The organism is Pseudomonas sp. SZ57 (assembly GCF_009495975.1).
Lineage (GTDB): Bacteria > Pseudomonadota > Gammaproteobacteria > Pseudomonadales > Pseudomonadaceae > Aquipseudomonas > Aquipseudomonas syringae.
In genome coordinates this window covers 674,220-693,311 of record NZ_WIBD01000003.1, presented here as the reverse complement: position 1 = coordinate 693,311, position 19,092 = coordinate 674,220, and the positions used below count along the sequence as shown (strand labels likewise).

The 19,092-nt window shown below is 53.7% G+C and carries 22 protein-coding genes; 14 read left to right on the top strand and 8 right to left on the bottom strand.

What is annotated here, in order from left to right; genetic code table 11:
• Position 1 precedes the first annotated feature (1 nt).
• Both GE543_RS06860 and GE543_RS06855 read left to right on the top strand, forming a co-directional pair.
• Positions 2-1,465 carry a UvrD-helicase domain-containing protein gene (locus tag GE543_RS06860; RefSeq protein WP_016567469.1) on the top strand — a complete coding sequence of 488 codons (1,464 nt, stop codon included), beginning with the start codon at positions 2-4 and terminating at the stop codon, positions 1,463-1,465.
• A 9-nt stretch (positions 1,466-1,474) separates the two neighbouring features.
• Complete coding sequence (locus GE543_RS06855; RefSeq protein ID WP_003425105.1) at positions 1,475-1,801, top strand: DUF4177 domain-containing protein; 327 nt, start codon at positions 1,475-1,477, stop codon at positions 1,799-1,801.
• 35 nt (positions 1,802-1,836) lie between these two features.
• Here the strand turns inward: GE543_RS06855 and GE543_RS06850 are convergent, their stop codons facing one another.
• Positions 1,837-3,408, bottom strand: a complete 1,572-nt coding sequence (locus tag GE543_RS06850) for a hypothetical protein (RefSeq protein WP_371927110.1) — start codon at positions 3,406-3,408, stop codon at positions 1,837-1,839.
• Positions 3,409-3,440: 32 nt separating this feature from the next.
• On the bottom strand, positions 3,441-4,385 hold the full coding sequence (locus GE543_RS06845) for an HNH endonuclease (RefSeq protein ID WP_198706144.1): 945 nt from the start codon (positions 4,383-4,385) through the stop codon (positions 3,441-3,443).
• 293 nt (positions 4,386-4,678) lie between these two features.
• Between GE543_RS06845 and GE543_RS06840 the strand changes: the two genes are divergently transcribed.
• The 12 genes from GE543_RS06840 to GE543_RS06785 all read left to right on the top strand — a co-directional run bounded on the left by GE543_RS06840 (position 4,679) and on the right by GE543_RS06785 (position 14,864).
• Positions 4,679-5,041: an RAQPRD family integrative conjugative element protein gene (locus GE543_RS06840; protein WP_371927107.1), complete on the top strand. Its 363-nt coding sequence runs from the start codon at positions 4,679-4,681 to the stop codon at positions 5,039-5,041.
• On the top strand, positions 5,038-5,277 hold the full coding sequence (locus GE543_RS06835; protein WP_153221050.1) for a TIGR03758 family integrating conjugative element protein: 240 nt from the start codon (positions 5,038-5,040) through the stop codon (positions 5,275-5,277). The genes GE543_RS06840 and GE543_RS06835 overlap by 4 nt, the downstream gene beginning before the upstream one ends.
• Before the next feature lie 19 nt (positions 5,278-5,296).
• Positions 5,297-5,665 carry a TIGR03745 family integrating conjugative element membrane protein gene (locus GE543_RS06830; protein ID WP_074952401.1) on the top strand — a complete coding sequence of 123 codons (369 nt, stop codon included), beginning with the start codon at positions 5,297-5,299 and terminating at the stop codon, positions 5,663-5,665.
• 15 nt (positions 5,666-5,680) lie between these two features.
• Positions 5,681-6,073, top strand: a complete 393-nt coding sequence (locus GE543_RS06825; protein WP_153221049.1) for a TIGR03750 family conjugal transfer protein — start codon at positions 5,681-5,683, stop codon at positions 6,071-6,073.
• Positions 6,070-6,738: a PFL_4703 family integrating conjugative element protein gene (locus tag GE543_RS06820; protein ID WP_024960171.1), complete on the top strand. Its 669-nt coding sequence runs from the start codon at positions 6,070-6,072 to the stop codon at positions 6,736-6,738. Before GE543_RS06825 ends, GE543_RS06820 begins: the two co-directional genes overlap by 4 nt.
• Positions 6,735-7,658: a TIGR03749 family integrating conjugative element protein gene (locus GE543_RS06815; RefSeq protein ID WP_153221048.1), complete on the top strand. Its 924-nt coding sequence runs from the start codon at positions 6,735-6,737 to the stop codon at positions 7,656-7,658. Before GE543_RS06820 ends, GE543_RS06815 begins: the two co-directional genes overlap by 4 nt.
• On the top strand, positions 7,648-9,132 hold the full coding sequence (locus tag GE543_RS06810) for a TIGR03752 family integrating conjugative element protein (protein ID WP_153221047.1): 1,485 nt from the start codon (positions 7,648-7,650) through the stop codon (positions 9,130-9,132). The genes GE543_RS06815 and GE543_RS06810 overlap by 11 nt, the downstream gene beginning before the upstream one ends.
• Entirely contained in the window at positions 9,110-9,565 is a 456-nt protein-coding gene (locus GE543_RS06805; protein ID WP_153221046.1) for a TIGR03751 family conjugal transfer lipoprotein, read from the top strand. Before GE543_RS06810 ends, GE543_RS06805 begins: the two co-directional genes overlap by 23 nt.
• The gene (locus tag GE543_RS06800; RefSeq protein WP_153221045.1) at positions 9,565-12,573 is read left to right on the top strand and encodes a conjugative transfer ATPase; all 3,009 of its coding nucleotides are present in this window, start codon (positions 9,565-9,567) and stop codon (positions 12,571-12,573) included. The genes GE543_RS06805 and GE543_RS06800 overlap by 1 nt, the downstream gene beginning before the upstream one ends.
• Complete coding sequence (locus GE543_RS06795; protein WP_054994242.1) at positions 12,570-12,869, top strand: hypothetical protein; 300 nt, start codon at positions 12,570-12,572, stop codon at positions 12,867-12,869. The genes GE543_RS06800 and GE543_RS06795 overlap by 4 nt, the downstream gene beginning before the upstream one ends.
• A complete protein-coding gene (locus GE543_RS06790; RefSeq protein ID WP_153221044.1) occupies positions 12,866-13,552 on the top strand; it encodes a thioredoxin domain-containing protein in 687 nt (228 codons plus the stop codon). The genes GE543_RS06795 and GE543_RS06790 overlap by 4 nt, the downstream gene beginning before the upstream one ends.
• A 412-nt stretch (positions 13,553-13,964) precedes the next feature.
• Positions 13,965-14,864: a LysR family transcriptional regulator gene (locus tag GE543_RS06785; RefSeq protein ID WP_153221043.1), complete on the top strand. Its 900-nt coding sequence runs from the start codon at positions 13,965-13,967 to the stop codon at positions 14,862-14,864.
• Here GE543_RS06785 and GE543_RS06780 read toward each other — a convergent pair.
• From GE543_RS06780 to GE543_RS06755, 6 genes are read right to left on the bottom strand one after another with little or no spacing between them, the layout of a single operon-like run.
• Positions 14,842-15,465 carry a LysE family translocator gene (locus GE543_RS06780; RefSeq protein ID WP_054078800.1) on the bottom strand — a complete coding sequence of 208 codons (624 nt, stop codon included), beginning with the start codon at positions 15,463-15,465 and terminating at the stop codon, positions 14,842-14,844. The genes GE543_RS06785 and GE543_RS06780 overlap by 23 nt on opposite strands.
• Positions 15,466-15,486: 21 nt before the next feature.
• A complete protein-coding gene (locus GE543_RS06775) occupies positions 15,487-16,107 on the bottom strand; it encodes a nitroreductase family protein (RefSeq protein ID WP_153221042.1) in 621 nt (206 codons plus the stop codon).
• Positions 16,104-16,406, bottom strand: a complete 303-nt coding sequence (locus GE543_RS27770; RefSeq protein WP_081004065.1) for a 2Fe-2S iron-sulfur cluster binding domain-containing protein — start codon at positions 16,404-16,406, stop codon at positions 16,104-16,106. The genes GE543_RS06775 and GE543_RS27770 overlap by 4 nt, the downstream gene beginning before the upstream one ends.
• Positions 16,403-17,266: an ABC transporter ATP-binding protein gene (locus tag GE543_RS06765; RefSeq protein ID WP_178118552.1), complete on the bottom strand. Its 864-nt coding sequence runs from the start codon at positions 17,264-17,266 to the stop codon at positions 16,403-16,405. Before GE543_RS06765 ends, GE543_RS27770 begins: the two co-directional genes overlap by 4 nt.
• 11 nt (positions 17,267-17,277) lie before the next feature.
• The gene (locus GE543_RS06760) at positions 17,278-18,243 is read right to left on the bottom strand and encodes an ABC transporter ATP-binding protein (RefSeq protein WP_153221040.1); all 966 of its coding nucleotides are present in this window, start codon (positions 18,241-18,243) and stop codon (positions 17,278-17,280) included.
• On the bottom strand, positions 18,240-19,091 hold the full coding sequence (locus GE543_RS06755) for an ABC transporter permease (protein ID WP_153221039.1): 852 nt from the start codon (positions 19,089-19,091) through the stop codon (positions 18,240-18,242). The genes GE543_RS06760 and GE543_RS06755 overlap by 4 nt, the downstream gene beginning before the upstream one ends.
• Position 19,092 lies beyond the last annotated feature (1 nt).

The following is a 19,092-nucleotide window of genomic DNA, read 5'->3' as shown; positions in this document are numbered from 1 at the left end:
CATGCAATGGACAGAAGAACAACTGCCAGCTATTCACTCCTTCGCGAAGAAGCTACTGGTCCAGGCATTTGCCGGTACCGGGAAGACAACGACACTCGTCGGTTACGCCACGCATAATTCGTCGGTCAAAATGCTGTACCTCTGCTACAACAAAGCCGTTGAGATCGCGGCAAAGAACCGTTTTCCACGCAACGTGACCTGCAAAACAGCTCACGGCCTTGCCTACGCTGTCTATGGCAGCCAGTACAAACACAAGCAGGCTGGCAATCTGCGTTTGACCGACATCGCGAGGACGATCAATACCCAGGATTGGGAGCTGGCCAAAGACATCGTTTCGACCCTCAATGCTTTCATGGCCAGCAAAGATCTGGAGCTGCTGGAAGACCACTTTGTGCGATTCCAGAGCAACCGCAGACTGACCTCGGTCCAGCAGCAGTACATGAGTAAAGCGCTCAACCTGACCAGAGGCGTTTGGGAGAAGATGGTCGATATCAACGATCGCTCAGTCCCCATGACGCACGATGGCTATCTGAAGCTGTACCAGATGAGCCAGCCAGATCTGAGCCAGCGTTTCGGTGCGATTTTGCTCGACGAAGGGCAGGACGTGAACCCGGTCATCGCGAACCTGGTCCAGATCCAAACAATAACTCAAGTCACTGTAGGTGATCGGCATCAGCAGCTGTATCGGTTCAGAGGCGCTGTGGATGCTTTAAACAGCCCGGCGATGAAGGACGCAGAGAAACACTTCCTGACTCAGAGCTTCAGATTTGGACCGGCAGTTGCCTACGTGGCCAACGTCATCCTTTCCTTCAAGGGTGAAAAGATCCCCCTGCAAGGCCTGGGACAGCCGACGTTGGTGAAACGAGCCTTACCGGACGACCTCCCTCACCGCACCTACCTGCACCGTACTGTGAGCGGTGTGATCGAGAACGCGCTGCGCCTGGTCAACCAAAACCACCGCATGCAGTGGATCGGAGGGATCGACAGCTATTCCTTGCGCGATCTGGAGGACCTGTTCTATTTCAGCCGGCATATGAATGACCAGGTCCAACAGCGCAAATTGCTGACCGACTATGCCGATTACGACCAGTATGTCGTGATCGCGAAGGCCACGCAGGATCCTGAGATGCTGCGGTCGATCAAAATCATCGAAAACTATGCAGATCTGCCCCAACGCATCGAGCAGCTGCGTGCTGCATCTGTCACGTCGGAGCTCGATGCAACCGTGACCCTTACCACCGCGCACAGAGCCAAAGGTCTGGAGTGGGACTTCGTTGGACTTTATGACGACTTTTCTGCGGATCCGCTTTCCCCTGACATCGACGCAGGCAAACGCGACGATGAGCTGAACCTTCTATACGTCGCTGTCACACGAGCCATGAAGATTCTGGCCGTCAACTCGCTGGTGATTGACATCATGCAGCGCTTCAAAGACAACCGATCCGTAATCGCGGCCATAGCGTGAGGCTGACCCATGACCACTTTTGAATACACCCAGACCTTCGTCCCCCTCCCCTACAAAACCGTGACCAGCGGCGTGTTTATGTTCAAGTCGACAGATGAGACAACTCAACCGGATGTTGAGAGGTATCTGAGCGACCCGGGAACTCTGGCCGTATTGAATCGCCATGGCAGAGAAGGATGGGAGCTGGTCAGCGTTCAACAACTCAGTCGTGGCCATGAGCAGTTGGGCAATCAAAACGCCCAGGGCTGGGCACTGGGTTATGCCATCACCATCGGCTTTCTGTTCATTTTTAAACGGGTGATGTCAACCCAGACTAACGAAGTGGGGGTTCACTGATGATCCAGAACATTATCAGGCTGCGAAGGCAGTGATCACCGAGCATAACCACGCACCACTGAAAATCCTTGAGCGGGCTCAAAGGTCAGCTTTATAAAGTCTCCGTTCTTCATCCTTTTCTTGTGTTTTATCCTCGGAGTAAAGCCTGTGATCTCTACCGACCTTTGCGGGAGCTTTATCCATTGACCAAAAACTTCGACTACTTGAGTCTCGTTCTCTATAAACCGAGCAAATCTCCGCACACCTTCTGTTTCATCAAGCACCCCAATCTGATCAGCTTTTTCGTCATACGCCACATCCACTGTTATTGTTTTCGTCAACGACTCTACCGGCACCTGTCCTCTGCCTTCCAAAAGCTGGATAATCTCATCCAGCTCCGAAGATTCTTTATCACTGAACATTGCGGCCTTGGTGAAAAATAATTGCTTACCAAGTAACATTGACACACTTCGAGCTCTTGAAGTGTAAGTTAGAAATCTAACCACGTCGCGGATCTCGTTTTGGCAAGACTGAAAGCCCCCCCTACCGGCAAACATGGTCTCACCCTTGTGCTCTAACGTCATAGATACATCCCAGCCATCTTGCAACCGCCGGAACAGTGAAATCAACTTGCGAAGATACGGCAAGGACTTCAGCGGTTGCTTTTCCCATTGATCAAGATTCATATGCATGTTGATAGTGTGGACTTTGGGGGAGTCGATCAGATTATCTTGAGTGAACCCGATCGAAAGAATCCCGTCAAAAGCTTCCGCCACAAACCTAATAGACTTGCTACCGCCAGACACTTCACCAACAAGCTCGGCTACATGTTCGGAACTACCTGTTATCGGATTCACAACCTCTATCCTAGCGGAGACTGCATGCACGGCAGGACTGAAGACCAACTTCCCACCACCCTGAGCCTCCTCCATTAATATATGTGATAGCAAACGTGATCCATGAATAGAAACGTCCCCGACATCCAACTCGAGTTTCTTACCATGATCAAAAAAATCTCTAAACCCTTCCATATACCCACTTCCAGACTTAGCCTTTACCTGGAGCTGCATACTTACTGGCTCTTTAGCTCGTAGCTCTATACGTTGGCGCCCTTGAACAAACCCAGAGCTAACGCAAAATCTGCTATCCAACCCTTCAAGAAAACCTTCTTGGTCCCGATGAGACTTTGCAATAGCTTCTACCAAAGAGTGTTTCGAATATTGATGATCAATAATAGACTTTACATCGAATCCCAAACCACCAAGCCTTTTACCTAACCCATCCGCAGCCCTCTGCTCAGCCTCATATCTCCATTGCCGAAGCTTCTCGGCAGTATATACGTCAGCATCCCTGTCTATCATGATTGAGCAATTTGCGCACAGCCAGATACCATTCTCTATGGCCATGCGTTCTTCACTGGTCATGCTAGCCAAATAACGCTTCCCACCTGGAGCAGCCGCATGTATATGGGCACCTACACCAATGCTGGTAACCCTATCACGACCGCAAGGGCCGGCTGTAGAAACTTGGCACTTAGGATTGGAACAAACCTCACCAGCTCGCTGCCGCATGATCGTAGTGGTTTTGACAGTAAAGTTATCTCTATTTCTTTTACTCAACAACGACACCTCCATTAAAGTTTATGCAAATTTGGCAGACCCTAGGTGGCATTCTTTTCAATCAATGCGATCACTTTAGAATCGCAAATATGCCTAATCTCATCAAAGCCGACCCACACCTTTTGTTCTCCCGCTGCAAAGCATGCAATTTGGTACTCAGAGAAGGTGAATGTAATCCCATAGGACTCAATATTGAATAAAGAAAAGTTCTCAGCAATCGCTGCAGTGCCGGTCGCCAGCCAACCCAGATCGTAACCCCCAGTCCTAGCCAGCTTTTGACGTAGAAACTCAGAAAGCTCCGGAAGGCGCTCCATATTTCCCAGGAGGTACTCTAAAGTGATAGGATTAAACGGCTTTATTAGATAATTTACCACCTTTGTTTCACGCCCTCCGTGCGCCGCCCCGGACGGGTAGAAATCAACTGTATATTCAATACTAATGACACGTTCATCGCGCCTCACAACACGATAACTACCAAATAACTCGCTTTTGAGCGTCCCAAATGGATTATCTTCATTCGGATAGTCAATCTCAGCCTGTTCTTGAGAGTCCTGGAGTCCTGCAAGCAATTCGTAACCCCAAGCCTCTATATTACGAGATACGATCCTCTCGACAGTCGACGGAAAATCAGGAAAATCGAATTGAAATGTGAATCCAGGCTGGCCGCTATTTTCTTCGATCATGCGTCTACGACTTTCGACCACTGGGGCTTGAAAGGTCCCGGTGTCCTGCCTGCCAAATTCTTTGGCTAAATTCGCCTTATAGATCATTAAAGACTTCCGATCAATTTCACCTTTGTGTGTCCTGCGATGACATAAAGGGCAAAGAGCAATCAGATTGGCATAATCATGCGTACGACAGGTTTCCCAAGGAACTATATGATGCACGTCCAACTCTGTTTCATTGCAACGCGGAATAGCGCAACGATGCCCGCTTTCAACTAAAACAGCTCGCCTAACTTCTGCTGGTATTGCTGCTCTAGACACTCGTACCCCCTTCAATGAATTATTGTTGCGTTTTTTTATTTCATATAAATAAGAGCCGTAGCACCTGATAGCACTTCACCGTTCATCACTATTGCTCTACCTAGCTGGCCAGCATAACGCCAACGTACGTTTCTACGAAGAATATAGCTCAGCAAAAGCAATCTCACCTCATCAACCGAATGCACCTACCCGATTCAACCCTTCCCAGACCTAAAAAGGGTTTCATGCTGATTCCTTCCGGGCCGTTGGTCATGCTGTGGGCATAGATTCCTACAGCTTCCAAGGCCCGCGACGTGAAAATCAAACTCCCCGCGATCAAACCAGCGTTTTCAAGCATGCAGATCTGCCTGTCTGCAGTCCTCATATGCACACCGCTGCTTTCCTCGCATGCCCGAGCAGCCGGTACGGCTTCCGAGCAAGCCAATGTGGAAGTCATGATTCGCCAGCTCAATGCGCTAGAGGCCGTTGCGCAGCGCAGCGCTGACCTGCCAAGTGAATCGGCTCAGCGCTATCACCTGGATTACTCCAGGTTAGTCAGCGACATAGCTCGCATCCGCCAGGGCCTGCAGGACTACCTGTCGCCCTCCCGAGCTCAGCCCCGCGACCCCGTGGAGCTATCAGGCCATTACAACGTCAGCGGTGATCACACGCCATGACGATGTCCTCCACCCAGGTCAGTGCATTTCAGGCCGCTGCCGGCTTTTCACCGGCCAACAGCAACACGCTTTGGACGGGGATCGCGATGGGCGTCCTCACCTTATGGGGTGTCTGGGTCTTCCTAAGCATTTATCGGGGGTGGGCCACCCAAAACCTAGATCGAATGGTTGCTGGTGCCTCCGCAGTTCGCTGGGCAGTGCTGTTCATGATTATGACTTTCATGCTGTTGAGTTGATTTTTCCAAGGAGATAAAGATGACGCTGTATTCATTGTTCACTCAGGCACGTGCCTTTTTGAAACGCCGGCCTTTTTCGGTCCTGCTGATGGCCGCTACCCCTGGTACTAGTTTTGCCGCCCTACCGGGTGCCCAAGCCCCCACGCGCGGCACTGGGACCAGCTTCCTGCAGACCTTCCAAAACTATGCCTACGACGGCTTCATGCTGCTGGGTCTCTGTTTGTGCGCGTTCGGCATCGTTCTGGTGGGGCGACATGCGCTGGGCGTCTACCACGAGATCCACATGGGCAAAGCCAAATGGGCTGACCTGGGCAGTACCGCTGTAGTCGGTGTTTGCTTGATCGGCGTCACGATCTACCTGGTCACCACCGCTACCAACATCCTTTAAGTCGTAGAGGCTCCCATGACTGAGCTCCAGCAAGATCAGCATGAAGACGGCACCCTGCGTTTTCTGCCCAGTCGCTTGAATAACCAGCCCGTGGTGATTGGTGGTCTTACGGCAGATGAGATGTGGGCGACCGTATTCGGCTGCAGCGGCATAGCCTTTGTGATTGGTCTGCCGCTGGCATTCATCATCACACCGTCAATGCCCGTGGTGTGCGCCCTGATAGGAGGAGTTTTGGGACTGCTCATCGCATCTCGCGTCTTGCGACGCCTCAAACGCGGTAGACCGGAGACATGGCTCTACCGCAGGGTCCAGCTCCAGACGGCAATGCTCGGCCCGACCTCATTCAACAAAGCCAACCTGGTCCTTCGATCAGGCAACTGGACTTGCCGCCGGAGCGAGCAACATTGAGCCGTTTCTTGAAATTGGCCGACTCCCAACGTGCCCACATCAACAGCTTGAGGATAGCGATTGTCTTGATCGCGCTGGTGGCAGCAGGTCTTGGTTTCGGCTGGTGGAGTGCGCCGAAGCAATTGACCGTTCACGTTCCGCCAGATCTGCGGTCTGGAAGCACGCGAATGTGGTGGGATGTCCCTCCCCAATCCGTATACACATTCGGCCTGTACATCTTTCAGCAAATGAACCGGTGGCCGGTCGACGGCGAGCAGGATTACCAAGCAAATATCACCCGTCTGGACGCTTACATCACGCCATCTTGCAAGCATTACCTGCAGAGTGATTTTGAACTGCGCAGGTCTAGCGGTGAGCTACGCAAGCGCGTCCGAGGCGTGTACGAAATTCCAGGTCGAGGCTATGGAGATTCGCCAGAGATCAGGACGGTGACCAACTCTATCGACGATTGGACTGTGACGCTCGATATCACAGCAGACGAGTATTACGGCGGGCAGTTGGTCAAGCGTGCCCTCGCGAGATATCCGCTCCACGTTGTACGTATGGACGTCGATCCTGAAACCAATCCCTTCGGTTTGGCCTGGGACTGCTACAACGGCGCACCACAACGCATCGAGGGCAATGTTGAAGCTCCCGCAACTCCGTCGAAAGGAGTCTTCAAATGAGTGTTCTGCGAGTAATCACATGCTCGACATTACTGGCGGTGTTGGCTGGCAACGCCCAAGTCGCCTCGGCAGTCGAGATTCTCCGCTGGGAGCGGTTGCCGCTGGCCATTCCTCTGCGCATCAATCAGGAACGCATCATCTTCGTTGATCAGAATGTTCGTGTTGGACTCCCGCGTTCGCTGACTGAAAAGCTGCGGGTGCAGAGTACGGGCGGCGCGATCTACCTGTTTGCGAAGGAAGCGATTGAGCCCACACGGCTCCAGCTGCAGAACGCCAAGACCGGCGAGATCATTCTGGTCGACATCGCTGCTACAGAGGCCCCTACGGGCCAACCAGCTCTGGAGCCAGTGAAGATTGTGGAAGGTGAAACAACATCCGCACGCTATGGAGGGGCTGCTACAGCACGCTCAGCCAAGTCCACTACGAAGAGCACGGACTCATCCAGCCGTTCACGCGATGAAGACGATGAACCAGAGGAAGTGGTCAAGCGTGAAACTCCCGTCCCAGTCGTCCTCACCCGCTATGCAGCCCAGATGCTCTATGCGCCGTTGCGCACCGTTGAGCCTGTAGAGGGCATCGCCCAGGTGAAGGTTGAGCGCAGCCTTGATCTGGCGACCTTGCTTCCCACTCTACCTGTGAAGTCCACCCCCTTAGGTGCATGGCGTCTGGATGATTTTTGGGTAACTGCTGTGAAGCTGCAGAATCAGACGACGCAGCGCATCACGCTTGACCCTCGCGAGCTCATGGGTGAATTCGTCACTGCAGCGTTTCAACATCCTTACCTTGGATCACGCGGCGATGCCAGTGACACCACGACCCTGTACTTGGTCACGCGAGGACACGGGCTGACACAGGCGGCCGTATTCTCGGCGACTCAAGCAGATCCGCGTGCAGCGCAAGGAGCGAAGCATGAAAGGTAATCCGCTGCTCAAGTACCTGGTGATTCCATTCCTCCTGCTTGTGATTTTCGTCGGCATCAAATCACTGGGAAGTGCCTCCGCACCAAGTACCGAAACCCCTGCTCCAAAACTGACGGCTGAGCAAGCCAAAGCCCTTGGTGTGGAAGGCGACACGCCGAGCGACACGCTGCGCACGGTCGTCGCTGAAGGACGCGAGCTCAAGCAGCAGATCACCGACGTCATCGCACAGAACACTGCGGTCAAACAGGATAACGAGACCCTCAAACAACGACTGGCAAACATTGATCAGACCGTCGACCAGCGCCTTAAAAACGCCCAGGAGCAGTTCACGCTGGATAGTCAGCAGCAACAGCAGAGCGTGTTGGAGGGCTTGCGCAAACAGATGGATGAACTGACCCGAATGGGACAAAACAATAATTCCAATTCGGATTTACCGATTGGGTTGGGTGTTCAGCCTGGTGATGGCCAACAGTTCAAATCGGAAACAAACGGTTCAGACATCGTGTGGATCGATCCACAGGACGCGACGGCCCTGGATAGCAATGGCAAACCGATCACTGCCGGCAATAGCGTCCCCGCGAGCGCCTACAGCTTTCCTACAGCCTTCGGCGAGTCCGTGGACCGAGGACAGAAAGCGCTCACGACAGGTGCTCAGTCTGTCCGCGATGACATGGGTGGCCAGCAACAGGAGCGTAAGAAGGTACGACGTGCCTACACCCTCCCTCAAAACTCGACGTTGATGGGCTCGGTGGCCATGTCCGCGTTGATCGGCCGGGTTCCTGTTGATGGGACGGTTAATGACCCCTACCCGTTCAAGGTGCTGATCGGTCCGGACAACCTGACTGCCAATGGCATCGACCTTCCTGACGTAGCCGGTGCGGTGGCCAGCGGTACAGCGTCCGGCGACTGGACCCTCTCATGCGTGCGGGGGCAGATCAAAAGTCTGACCTTCGTGTTTACCGACGGCACTGTCCGCACGTTGCCGGCACCGGTTCAGGGTGGCAATCAACAGAACAACAACCAGAACAACTCTGGAGACCAACAACCCATCCAGGGTGGCCTTGGCTGGATCAGTGATCCATACGGCATTCCATGTATTGCGGGCGAGCGACGCAGCAATGCGCAGCAGTACATCGGTTCACAAGCCCTCATCACCGCAGCAGGCGCTGGAGCAGCATCGTTGATCAAGACCGAGGGAAGCACCTCCTCATACGTCTCCAACGCTTCTGGGACGCTGGGTAGCACCGGTTTGTCTGGTAACGAGGCGATGGGAAAGATCCTGACCCAAGGAGTCACGGACGTTTCGAGCTGGGTTAACAAACTCTACGGACAAGCGTTCGCGGCCATTTATGTACTGCCTGGTGCGCAAGTCTCGCTGCACATCGATCAAGAGCTGGAAATTGACTACGAACTCAAAGGCCGCAAGGTCAAGTACGCCTCAGGAGCGAACCATGCCAATGCCAACCTGGATTGAACACTTGGGGTCAGCGCGCTGCGCGCTGCTGTATTGCGCTCTCACCGCGGGCTTGCTGGCTGGATGCTCGACAAACAAAGAGCAAATGCTGCCACATGGTCAAAACACCATGATGGACGTCTGGAATCAAGGCACGACCGGTTCGGCCGGGAGCGCTAGTGGCCGGCAGTTGCTCGATGCACGTTCGGAGTTGCGCCGTCCAATCGATGTACGCGCTACCCAGCCCTTGCAGGACAGCGCGGCCTACACCCGTACCGCTCAAAACGAGATCTACAGCCAGTTCAAACGACTGCCCAATCCGGATCTTGTCATGTATGTGTTTCCGCACCTTGCGGGCTCCGATCCAGCACCAGTCCCTGGCTACACCACTGTGTTCCCTCTCTATCAGCGTGTGCAGTACGCCATGCCTGGCGAGCGGGTCGAGGACTACTGATGACTCTTTTTCAACGGCTCAAAAGCCGCGCGTCCCTCAATTCAGCTACGCAGACGGATATAGCGGGCGCCCCTCTGCTGAGCGAGCCTTCAGCGGTCGAACTTGAACAGCCTGATGATGATCTGGTTAAGGATTTGAAAGCTTCAGATCAAAACGATGTGGATGCTGCGCTTGAACGTTACCTGAAGCGACTGGAGGATCAGGGCATACCCGCGCCCGGCGATTGGAGAAACCCGAAGCAGAAGCCTGCCACAGTTGGCGACGTCGCCGCGCTGTACGACGTCAAGCCGAGCTTTGTCGACCTCCTTCCATGGATTGAGTACCTGCCAGCTGAGCAAGCGATGCTGCTTGAGGATGGCAAATCCTTGGCAGCATTCTTCGAACTGACTCCGATCGGCACTGAAGGCCGTGATCCCGAATGGCTTCGCAAGGTGCGCGATGCCCTGGAGAACGCGCTGCAAAACAGTTTTGACGAGCTCGATACTTCACCTTGGGTTGTGCAGTTCTACGCGAAGGACGAAACCAGCTGGGATGACTACCTTCGGAACTTGCGTGAATACATCCGACCACAGGCTAAAGGCAGCCCGTTCTCGGAGCTGTATCTGGATCTGTTCAAGCATCACCTCGATGCAATCGCCAAACCTGGTGGTCTTTTTGAAGACACCACAGTTTCAAAATTGCCTTGGCGTGGCCAGCAGCGCCGAGTGCGGGTAGTCGTGTATCGCCGGGTAGTCGGCGATGCAGCGTTCCGTGGCCAAACCCCTGCCATGCACCTGGACAACATTTGTCAGCGCTTCACAGGAGGTCTGGCCAACGCCGGCATTAAAAGTAAACGGATGGACGGTTACGACATCCGACACTGGCTCCTGCAGTGGTTCAACCCTCACCCCGATCACCTGGGAACGACGCTCAAAGACTTTGATCGCTTCTTTCAACTGGTGAACAAACGCACAGAGGATGCCGGAGAGGATCTCCCACTGGTCACTGGCGACGACTTCGCACAGGGACTCTTTTATCGAGAGCCAAAATCCGACAGTCAAAAAGGCTTGTGGTACTTCGATGGCCAGCCTCACAGAGTCATCATGCTGGATCGGCTGCGCGAAGCCCCGAAGACCGGCCACCTGACTGGCGAAACACGTAAAGGCGGTGATGCCTTGCATGCCCTGTTCGACAAGTTGCCTGAGGACACTGTGTTGGCCATCACGCTGGTCATCACCCCTCAGGACGTGCTGGAGGCTCATCTTGAGAAGCTGGCACGCAAGTCGGTGGGTGACAACCAAGCTTCACTACTGACCCGCGAAGCGGTAAACGATGCCAGGAAACTGATCGGTCGTGAGCACAAGCTGTACCGAGGCAGCATCGCCTTTTACCTCAAGGGAAATGACGAAGCACAGCTCACCGCGCGCAGCATGCAGTTGACCAACGCATTGCTGGGTGCCGGTATGGAACCCGTAGCATCTGACGACGAGGTGGCCCCACTCAACAGCTACCTCCGTTGGCTTCCCGGGAACTTCGACGTCAATCAAAAGCGAGCCATGGACTGGTACGTGCAGATGATGCTCGCCCAGCATGTTGCAAACCTGTGCCCTGTGTGGGGTCGCTCCAGTGGTACCGGGCATCCTGGCATCACGCTATTCAACCGTGGTGGGGCTCCACTGACATTTGATCCATTCAACAAGCTGGATCGTCAGATGAATGCCCACATGTTTCTGTTCGGCCCCACAGGGGCAGGTAAGTCCGCCACGTTGAATAACCTGCTCAACCAGCTCATTGCGGTTTACGCTCCCCGCCTGTTCATCGTCGAGGCGGGTAACAGTTTCGGTCTACTCGGGGATTTCGCGAAAAAGCTTGGGCTGACAGTCAACAGGATCAAGCTGGCCCCGAACTCAGGCGTTAGCCTGGCTCCGTTCGCCGACGCTATTCGCTTGGTAAACACACCGAGCCAGGTCAAGACCTTGGACGCTGATGACTTAGAGAGCTCTGACGAGGACATGAATGCCAAGCCCGATGAAGACGATGATGAACGGGATGTCCTCGGCGAGATGGAAATCGTAGCCCGTTTGATGATCACCGGCGGTGAGGAAAAAGAGGAAGCTCGGCTGACCCGGGCTGACCGCAGCGTAATCCGACAGTGCATCCTTGCAGCGGCCAGAATTTGCTCCGACGCCGATCGCACCGTCCTGACGGAAGATGTCCGTAATGCGTTGCGCGCGGCCGGGGAAGACACCTCCATCCCGGAGGGCAGACGCAATCGGATGCTTGAAATGGCCGAAGCCATGGACATGTTTTGCATGGGCGCCGACGGGGAGATGTTCAACCGTACCGGTACGCCTTGGCCTGAGGCAGATCTGACCATCGTCGACTTGGCCACCTACGCACGTGAGGGCTACAACGCCCAGTTGTCGATCGCTTACATCTCGCTGATCAACACCGTGAACAACATAGCGGAGCGTGATCAGTATAAGGGCCGTCCTCTGGTCAACGTGACAGACGAAGGCCACATCATTACCAAAAACCCCCTCCTCGCCCCTTACATTATGAAGATCACCAAAATGTGGCGAAAGCTCGGGGCCTGGTTCTGGCTGGCAACACAGAACATGGATGACTTTCCTCCCTCAACTGCACCAATGCTCAACATGATCGAGTGGTGGATCTGCTTGAACATGCCGCCTGACGAAGTGGAGAAGATCTCCCGTTTCCGTGAGCTCACACCTGCACAGAAGGGCTTGATGCTGTCAGCACGCAAAGAGAGCGGTAAATACACCGAAGGCGTGGTTCTTTCGAAATCGATGGAAGTCCTGTTTCGCGCTGTTCCGCCGAGCCTGTACCTGGCATTGGCCATGACCGAGCCTGAAGAGAAAAAACAGCGTTACGACCTGATGCAGTCCATGGGTGTCGACGAGTTGGGAGCTGCCCTGGAAGTAGCTGCAGATCTCGACCGGAAACGAGGTATTGAGCCCCTGAACATTACATTCCCAACACCCCGTGCATTGGAGAACCTGGCATGAGAGCCATGGATGCCCTGACTCAAAATCTGATCGACAGTCTGACCAAAATACTTCAGTGCCCGCAGGAAGACTCCCTGCTCGCATTGAAGATCTGCGCGCCGGTACTGATCGAGCACTTACAAGTCGTCAAACATGTAGCGGTAGATCGCCGAGAGATTCAGTCCCAACTGCACAAAGCACTGGATCAGTGGCTTGAGCATCACCCTCAGCCTGAAAGCGCTCAGAAAGCTCTTCTGACGCTGCTGGATCAGGAGCTGCTGGCAAAACAGATTCTCGACAAAGAGGCCTCCGCATGAAGCGACCGACGCGCCGGCAAATCCTCTACTGCATCGGTGCAGTCGCCTTGGCTATCTCACCTTTTCTGCTGACCGAGGCGATGCAGAATAACCCTGGCGTCACAGGTGACCCCGTGGCGCCGGCAGCCGATCAGAAGAGACATAGTGGCGGATGGGTATACGGGAGCCGTGGCGCCCGTTTCACCATCGTCGAATATGCAGATCTGGAATGCCCCTACTGCAAGGATTACTTCCCACAGCTCATAGCCTGGGTTGATCAGCATCCAGACGTCAATCTTCAGTGGCGCCATCTGCCCCTACCGATGCATGAGCCTGCAGCGAGCTATGAGGCTCGGTGGGCTGAGTGCGCAGGGATTGAGAGAGGCAATGACGCCTTCTGGCTCGCAGTCGAGCTCATTTATCAGCGTACTCGGTCGAACGGTGCTGGAACTGCTGGCAATCCGCAGATCCCTGGGCTTGAAGATCGACAGCACTTCATTGATAACTGCGCTGCGAGTAACCCGTCTGTGCAAAAGGCCGTCATTAGCCAGGCTCACAAGGCGAGCCAGGACGGCATCACAGCCACCCCTACGCTGGTCATTAAGGACAAGCAATCTGGTCGCTCGATCAAGCTGCAGGGAGCACCTGACGGTGACGTGCTGCTCTCCGCAATGGACTGGCTGGCCAGCACGAGGGATAGATGAATTAATCCAGCCTTTGAACAAGCTTTGCAAGCGCGATGCGAGCTGCCCTATGTAGTGGGTCTAATGATCCCACGCACTCATTTACACGACCTAAATTCCTGCGCGGTTTCAGCGAAACATTACCGCTGGGTATTTGATGTCACAACGAAAATTTACAATTATCAATCCTACGCTTTACTTTCCTGACTCGGTGATTAGAAGTGGCGTGCGATCATGCCAAAATTATTCACATTCATAAGCAATTTTAAGCCATTGATATTAAAAGACTTTTTTAGAAGCATACGACCAGCTCTTATCAAAAAACGACTTTTTTTTGGCGAAATCATTTCCTGAGATCATCAAGAATGTTACGTTATCGGTAGAAAGGACTCAAAGTCTTAACGTAGATGCGCAGTTGCTGAGTTGAAGACCGATGATTGAAGATATACGTTACTTGATAGTATTCGCAAAAATCGTAGAGGTCGGATCAATATCCGGCGGGGCTGAAGCACTAGGACTTGCAACAGCGACGGCAAGCCTACATCTATCCAAATTGGAAAAAAACTTAGGCAGCGCACTGCTTTACCGTAATACTCGTAAGCTTTCGCTTACTGACGACGGAGCTAAGCTTTTAGAGACTGCGAAATCCATGCTAGAGCTCTACGAAAAAGGCGTAATCGACTTCAAACAACGCTCCATTTCAACCAAAAACAATTTACGCATCTCTATTCCCGCCGTTTTCATAAACAGTGAGTTTACTAAACACATAGTAAATTTCATTGAAAAGCACCCTGATGTCTGTCTTAGCATTTCCTGCAACGACAGTCGCCACGACATAATTGCTGAGAGCATCGACGTTGCTTTCCGCATCGGCGAGCTACCTGATAGCTCACTGAAAGCGCGCCACCTATTTACATTGCCTCGCCAAGTAATTGCATCCAAAAGTTTTTTAGCCGAAAGCGAGCCAGTTGAACACCCTCGCGATCTCGAAGCTATGAAGTGGATTGGCCTTACTATGCGCCCAAACACAAGGTTGTTCCGACACGTGGGGAGCGGCGAGGTAGCACAAATAAAGTATACTCCTCACCTTCGCGTGGACAGCGTGGAGGCCTCCTACCGGTTTGCTCAACTCAAGGTCGGGCTCGCTGCTCCGCCGAATTTCCTAAGCAGCCAAGGCATTCAACAAAATGAGATCGTTGCGGTACTTCCAGAGTGGATACTGGACCCCTTGAAAGTGTATGCTGTATGGCCGCCAAACATTACAACTAGCAGCATCGCATATACGCTTATTAATAACATATACGACTCGTTCAGCTCCCGTTCGCTGGAGTAGAGGCGAAGAACTGCAGGTAGAGCATGTAAAAGGCGGTAGCTATTAACATACCGCCCATCAACAGGTTGAATATACGAATGCGCATGGTGCCGTTCAGCAGAACTGAAACTCGATCTCCCAGCACCGCCCAAGCAGCTAGCGATATGTAGCAAACTACAAAATAAATCGACATAAAGGTTATCAGCGTGGTGTGCGTGTGCGGGCTTGAGAAAAGCGCTGCGCCGGAAGCGCAGGCGATCCATGCTTTAGGGTTGAGCCACTGGAGCAAGAAACCCTGCATGAAGCTAGGGACATCACCCTTCTCCACCACCAACTCAGGACGCGACGAGGCGATCTTGTAGCCTACGTAAATAATGAAGACTGATCCGGCAACGCCTAGGTACTCAAAAAACACGGGGTAGCTCTCAATTACTCTGAGGAACCAAAACCCTACGAAGATCAGCAGCAGCGTGAACCCAATGGTCGCCCCAGAGACGAACGGAAAAGTCCTCCAGAAGCCGTGGTTCGCCCCGGAGGCGATTATGACCATATTCACCGGGCCAGGGGAGATGGACATACTTAGCGAAAACATGCTCATCGTCAAAATTAATGCAAACTCCATTTCATGTTCTCCGCAGCGTGATCAGAATCTAGGAACCCCAAGCTCAACAGCCTCGGCTAAATAAGCCGGGGTGACAAGCTCTTCAACCGAGATGAAATGGTCGGCGTATGCCGCACGCTCGACCGACCTAGGCTTATGGGCAGTCTCGGCATTCTTGCCGAAGCCTAGGAATGCAGTAATGATGGTATCGGGATTCAGAGAAAGTTTCTCGTGTAATCTCATGTTATATGCCCACTCTCCTGTCTTCCAATAGCATTTGTGGCCTTGTCCCTCGGCCGCGATGATCATGTTCTGAATCGCCGCGCCTGCGGATAGCACTTGCTCTACCTCAGGCACTGTGCAAGAGCGATTAATTTCTAGCAAGCAGATTACAATATGCGGAGCAAAGCTAAGCTTGCGCCGAACCTGCTCTACCTGATTCTCTCGCAGGTCCGCAGAGGTTTCCGGCAAGCTGGATACGATCAACCAAGTCAAGACCTCCTTGTGCTCAGGATGGCATACGATATAGCGCCAAGGTCTGAGCCGCTTGTGATCTGGCGCGGTTAAAGCGCAAGACAGAATACTTTGCAACTCGTCGCGGTCTATCTCGCCGCCGATCAGAGGCTGAGAGCGACGTCCGAGAATACTTTGAAAATTGATCATTGAGAGTCCTTACAGGTGTAGTCAACCACGACTGAAGCGTCGCTGGTGAGAAGGGAGCAACAGGACAAGACGTAACCGTCTTCAAGAATATGCCGCTCCGGATGCAATCCCCCGACCTCAAGCCGTACCTTGCAAGATCCACAGCGTCCGCGCCGGCAAGCGCTCCGGATCTGAAGCCCCATAGCCTCAATATTCTCCAGCAGAGTTCTTTGGGGGTCGCAGACTCCTGAGTGGCACACTCCGTTGAAGCGTACTTGTAACGTCAAATACCCGAGTGCAGGCGCCAAAGTCTTACTCATGCGATACCTCTAATCTGCATAGACGAAGCTTCTACGTCCGGAAAAAGCCCCTGCTCTCTAGGCTCAGACCGTACTGATCGGACAGCGAATGAGGCCCCTACCAAAGCTTGGGTGTAAGAGTGTGCGGGGCGATCGATAACATCTTCGACTGGTCCGACCTCAATCAACTGCCCAGAACGCATAACAGCGACTGTGTCAGCGATGTGTCGGACGACGGCGAGGTCGTGTGAAATGAACAAATAAGTCAACTTCATACGTTCCTGCAATTCCAATAGCAGGTTGACGATCTGTGCTTGTACCGAGACGTCCAACGCGGAAAGCGGCTCGTCCAGCACTAAAATCTCGGGCCTCGCCGCTAGCGCCCTGGCTATGGAGACCCGCTGCCGTTGACCACCGCTCAGATGGTCTGGATAGGTGTCCAGATATGCTGCAGGCAGCCCCACCGACGCCAAAGCCTCTTCTGCGGCTTCGCGAAGATCAGCGCGCGTGCGTTTCAACCCCAAGTAAGCCATTCCAGCGCTCACTATCTCCCATACGCGCCTACGCCCGTTCAGCGAACCGTAGGGGTCCTGAAATACCATCTGGACCCTACGATAGAAATCACTCGTAGCGATTTTAGCGATGTCACAGGCTACGCCGCCTTGATCTAAAAAAATCCGCCCAGAGCTGGGCGATTCGAGTTTCATCAGCAGACGCACTAGGGTGGATTTTCCGCTGCCGGACTCGCCGACAATCGCCAGCGTCTCACCACGCCTTACTTGCAAAGAAACTTCGCTCACGGCTTTTACTGCATCTGTAGCAGAAGCGGTTTCGAAAGTTTTGGTCACCCCCTCGAACGACAGCACATTTTGACTAGGCACTTTGCTTCTCCTCAATGAATGCAACGGACCATAACGTTCGTAGTACCGGGCGGACGACGAAGCGTTTGTTCCACGCCGCATTGCTCTCTAACCGATGGACAGCGACTGGAAAAACGGCAACCAATTGTTTCGCTATTAAGCGAAGGAACTTGCCCACCGATCGCAGGGAGGAGAGTTTTGCGCGCTCTGCCCGCGTGGCCAGGCTGAGACGAAATCAGGCCACGAGTGTAGGGATGCCTAGGTTGCTCAAGCAACTCGTTAGCAGGACCATGTTCGACGAGTTCACCGGCGTACATGACCTGGACGTGATCGGCGTAGGCACTGACCAAACCAATATCATGGGATATAAGCATCATGGCCATACCTTTCTCATCCCGAAGACGCAAGAGCAGATCCATGATCTGCCACTGGGTAGTGGAATCAAGTGCGGTAGTCGGTTCATCGGCAATTAGGAGTGCTGGCTTTAGCGCTAGGGCCATTGCGATCATCACTCGCTGCGCCATCCCGCCAGAAAGCTCGTGGGGATAGGCCGCAGCGCGCGCCGCTGGACGTGGAATGCCGACTTGGTCAAGAAGCGACAGCAACGTCTCGCGAACTGTAGCCCGAGAAGCGTCCGGATCGGCCAGCCACAAGGCCTCCGCCAATTGCGCGCCTATCGTCATTACGGGGTTCAAAGAACTCATCGGATTCTGGAAGATCATCGCTGCACAACTTCCGCGTACTTTCCTCCAGTCGCTAGCTCCTGACAATGCGAGTAGATTTCGACCGCACAAATCGAGGCGCTCGGCCGACACTTCAGCCCCTGTCGGCAATAGTCCCATTAGTGCGAGATTGGTCAGGCTTTTCCCGCATCCGGATTCACCTACAATGCCCAAGGTTTCGCCTGCGGCGACTGTGAAACTGAGATCGCGAACCATGTAGCGCATCTGACCTGCCAGTGGCAGGCGAATGCAAAGCTTCTCCACCGAAAGGATCATCGTCTGCCCCCCAACCGAGGATCAAGGAGATCCTGCAATGCATCGCCAAGCAGGTTGAAACTGATCACAGTCAGGAAGATACACAGCCCAGGGAATAACATTAGTTGTGGTTCGGAAGCAATGAAGGCGCGCGAGTCGGCCAACATTGCGCCCCATTCTGCGGTGGGCGGCTGTGCACCAAGCCCCAGAAAACCGAGGGCGGCAATCTCCAAGATCGCGTCGCTGAACCCCAGCGACGCCTGGACGATTATTGCTCCCCAACAGTTGGGCAGCACCTCACTCCAGATAATTTGTTGCGTCGATGCACCACAAGTTCGTGCGGCCGAGATGTACTGCTTCTGCATTTCCGCCAGCGCTACTGCACGAACGATTCTTACGAAACGAGGCATGGAGACAAGAGCCACGGCGAACATCGCATTTACAAGCCCAGGCCCAAGTACCGCAACGATTACGATTGCTAGCAAGATGCTAGGCAACGACATAATCACGTCGACAAGGCGCGTAATAGCTCGATCAACCGCACCGCCAAAGCAGGCGGCGTAGAGGCCGAGCAGCGAACCGACAGTGCAGGAAATAAGCACCACTACTACACCTATGGCCAGCGAGCTGCGCGCACCATATACCAGCCGTGCAAGCTGGTCGCGTCCCAAGTCGTCGGTACCCAGGACGCCGCCATTGCCACCTAGCCAGTTCGGAACTGAAAGTAGGTCGTCGCTCATCTCATAGGGTTCTAGCCCAAACAGAACCGGACCGAAGAGGCAGAACGCAATAATTATTAAGATCGTAAGCAGACCAAGGGATCCAGAACTACTTAGAGAAAAGGGAAACAATGGCAAGACGTTGCGCATC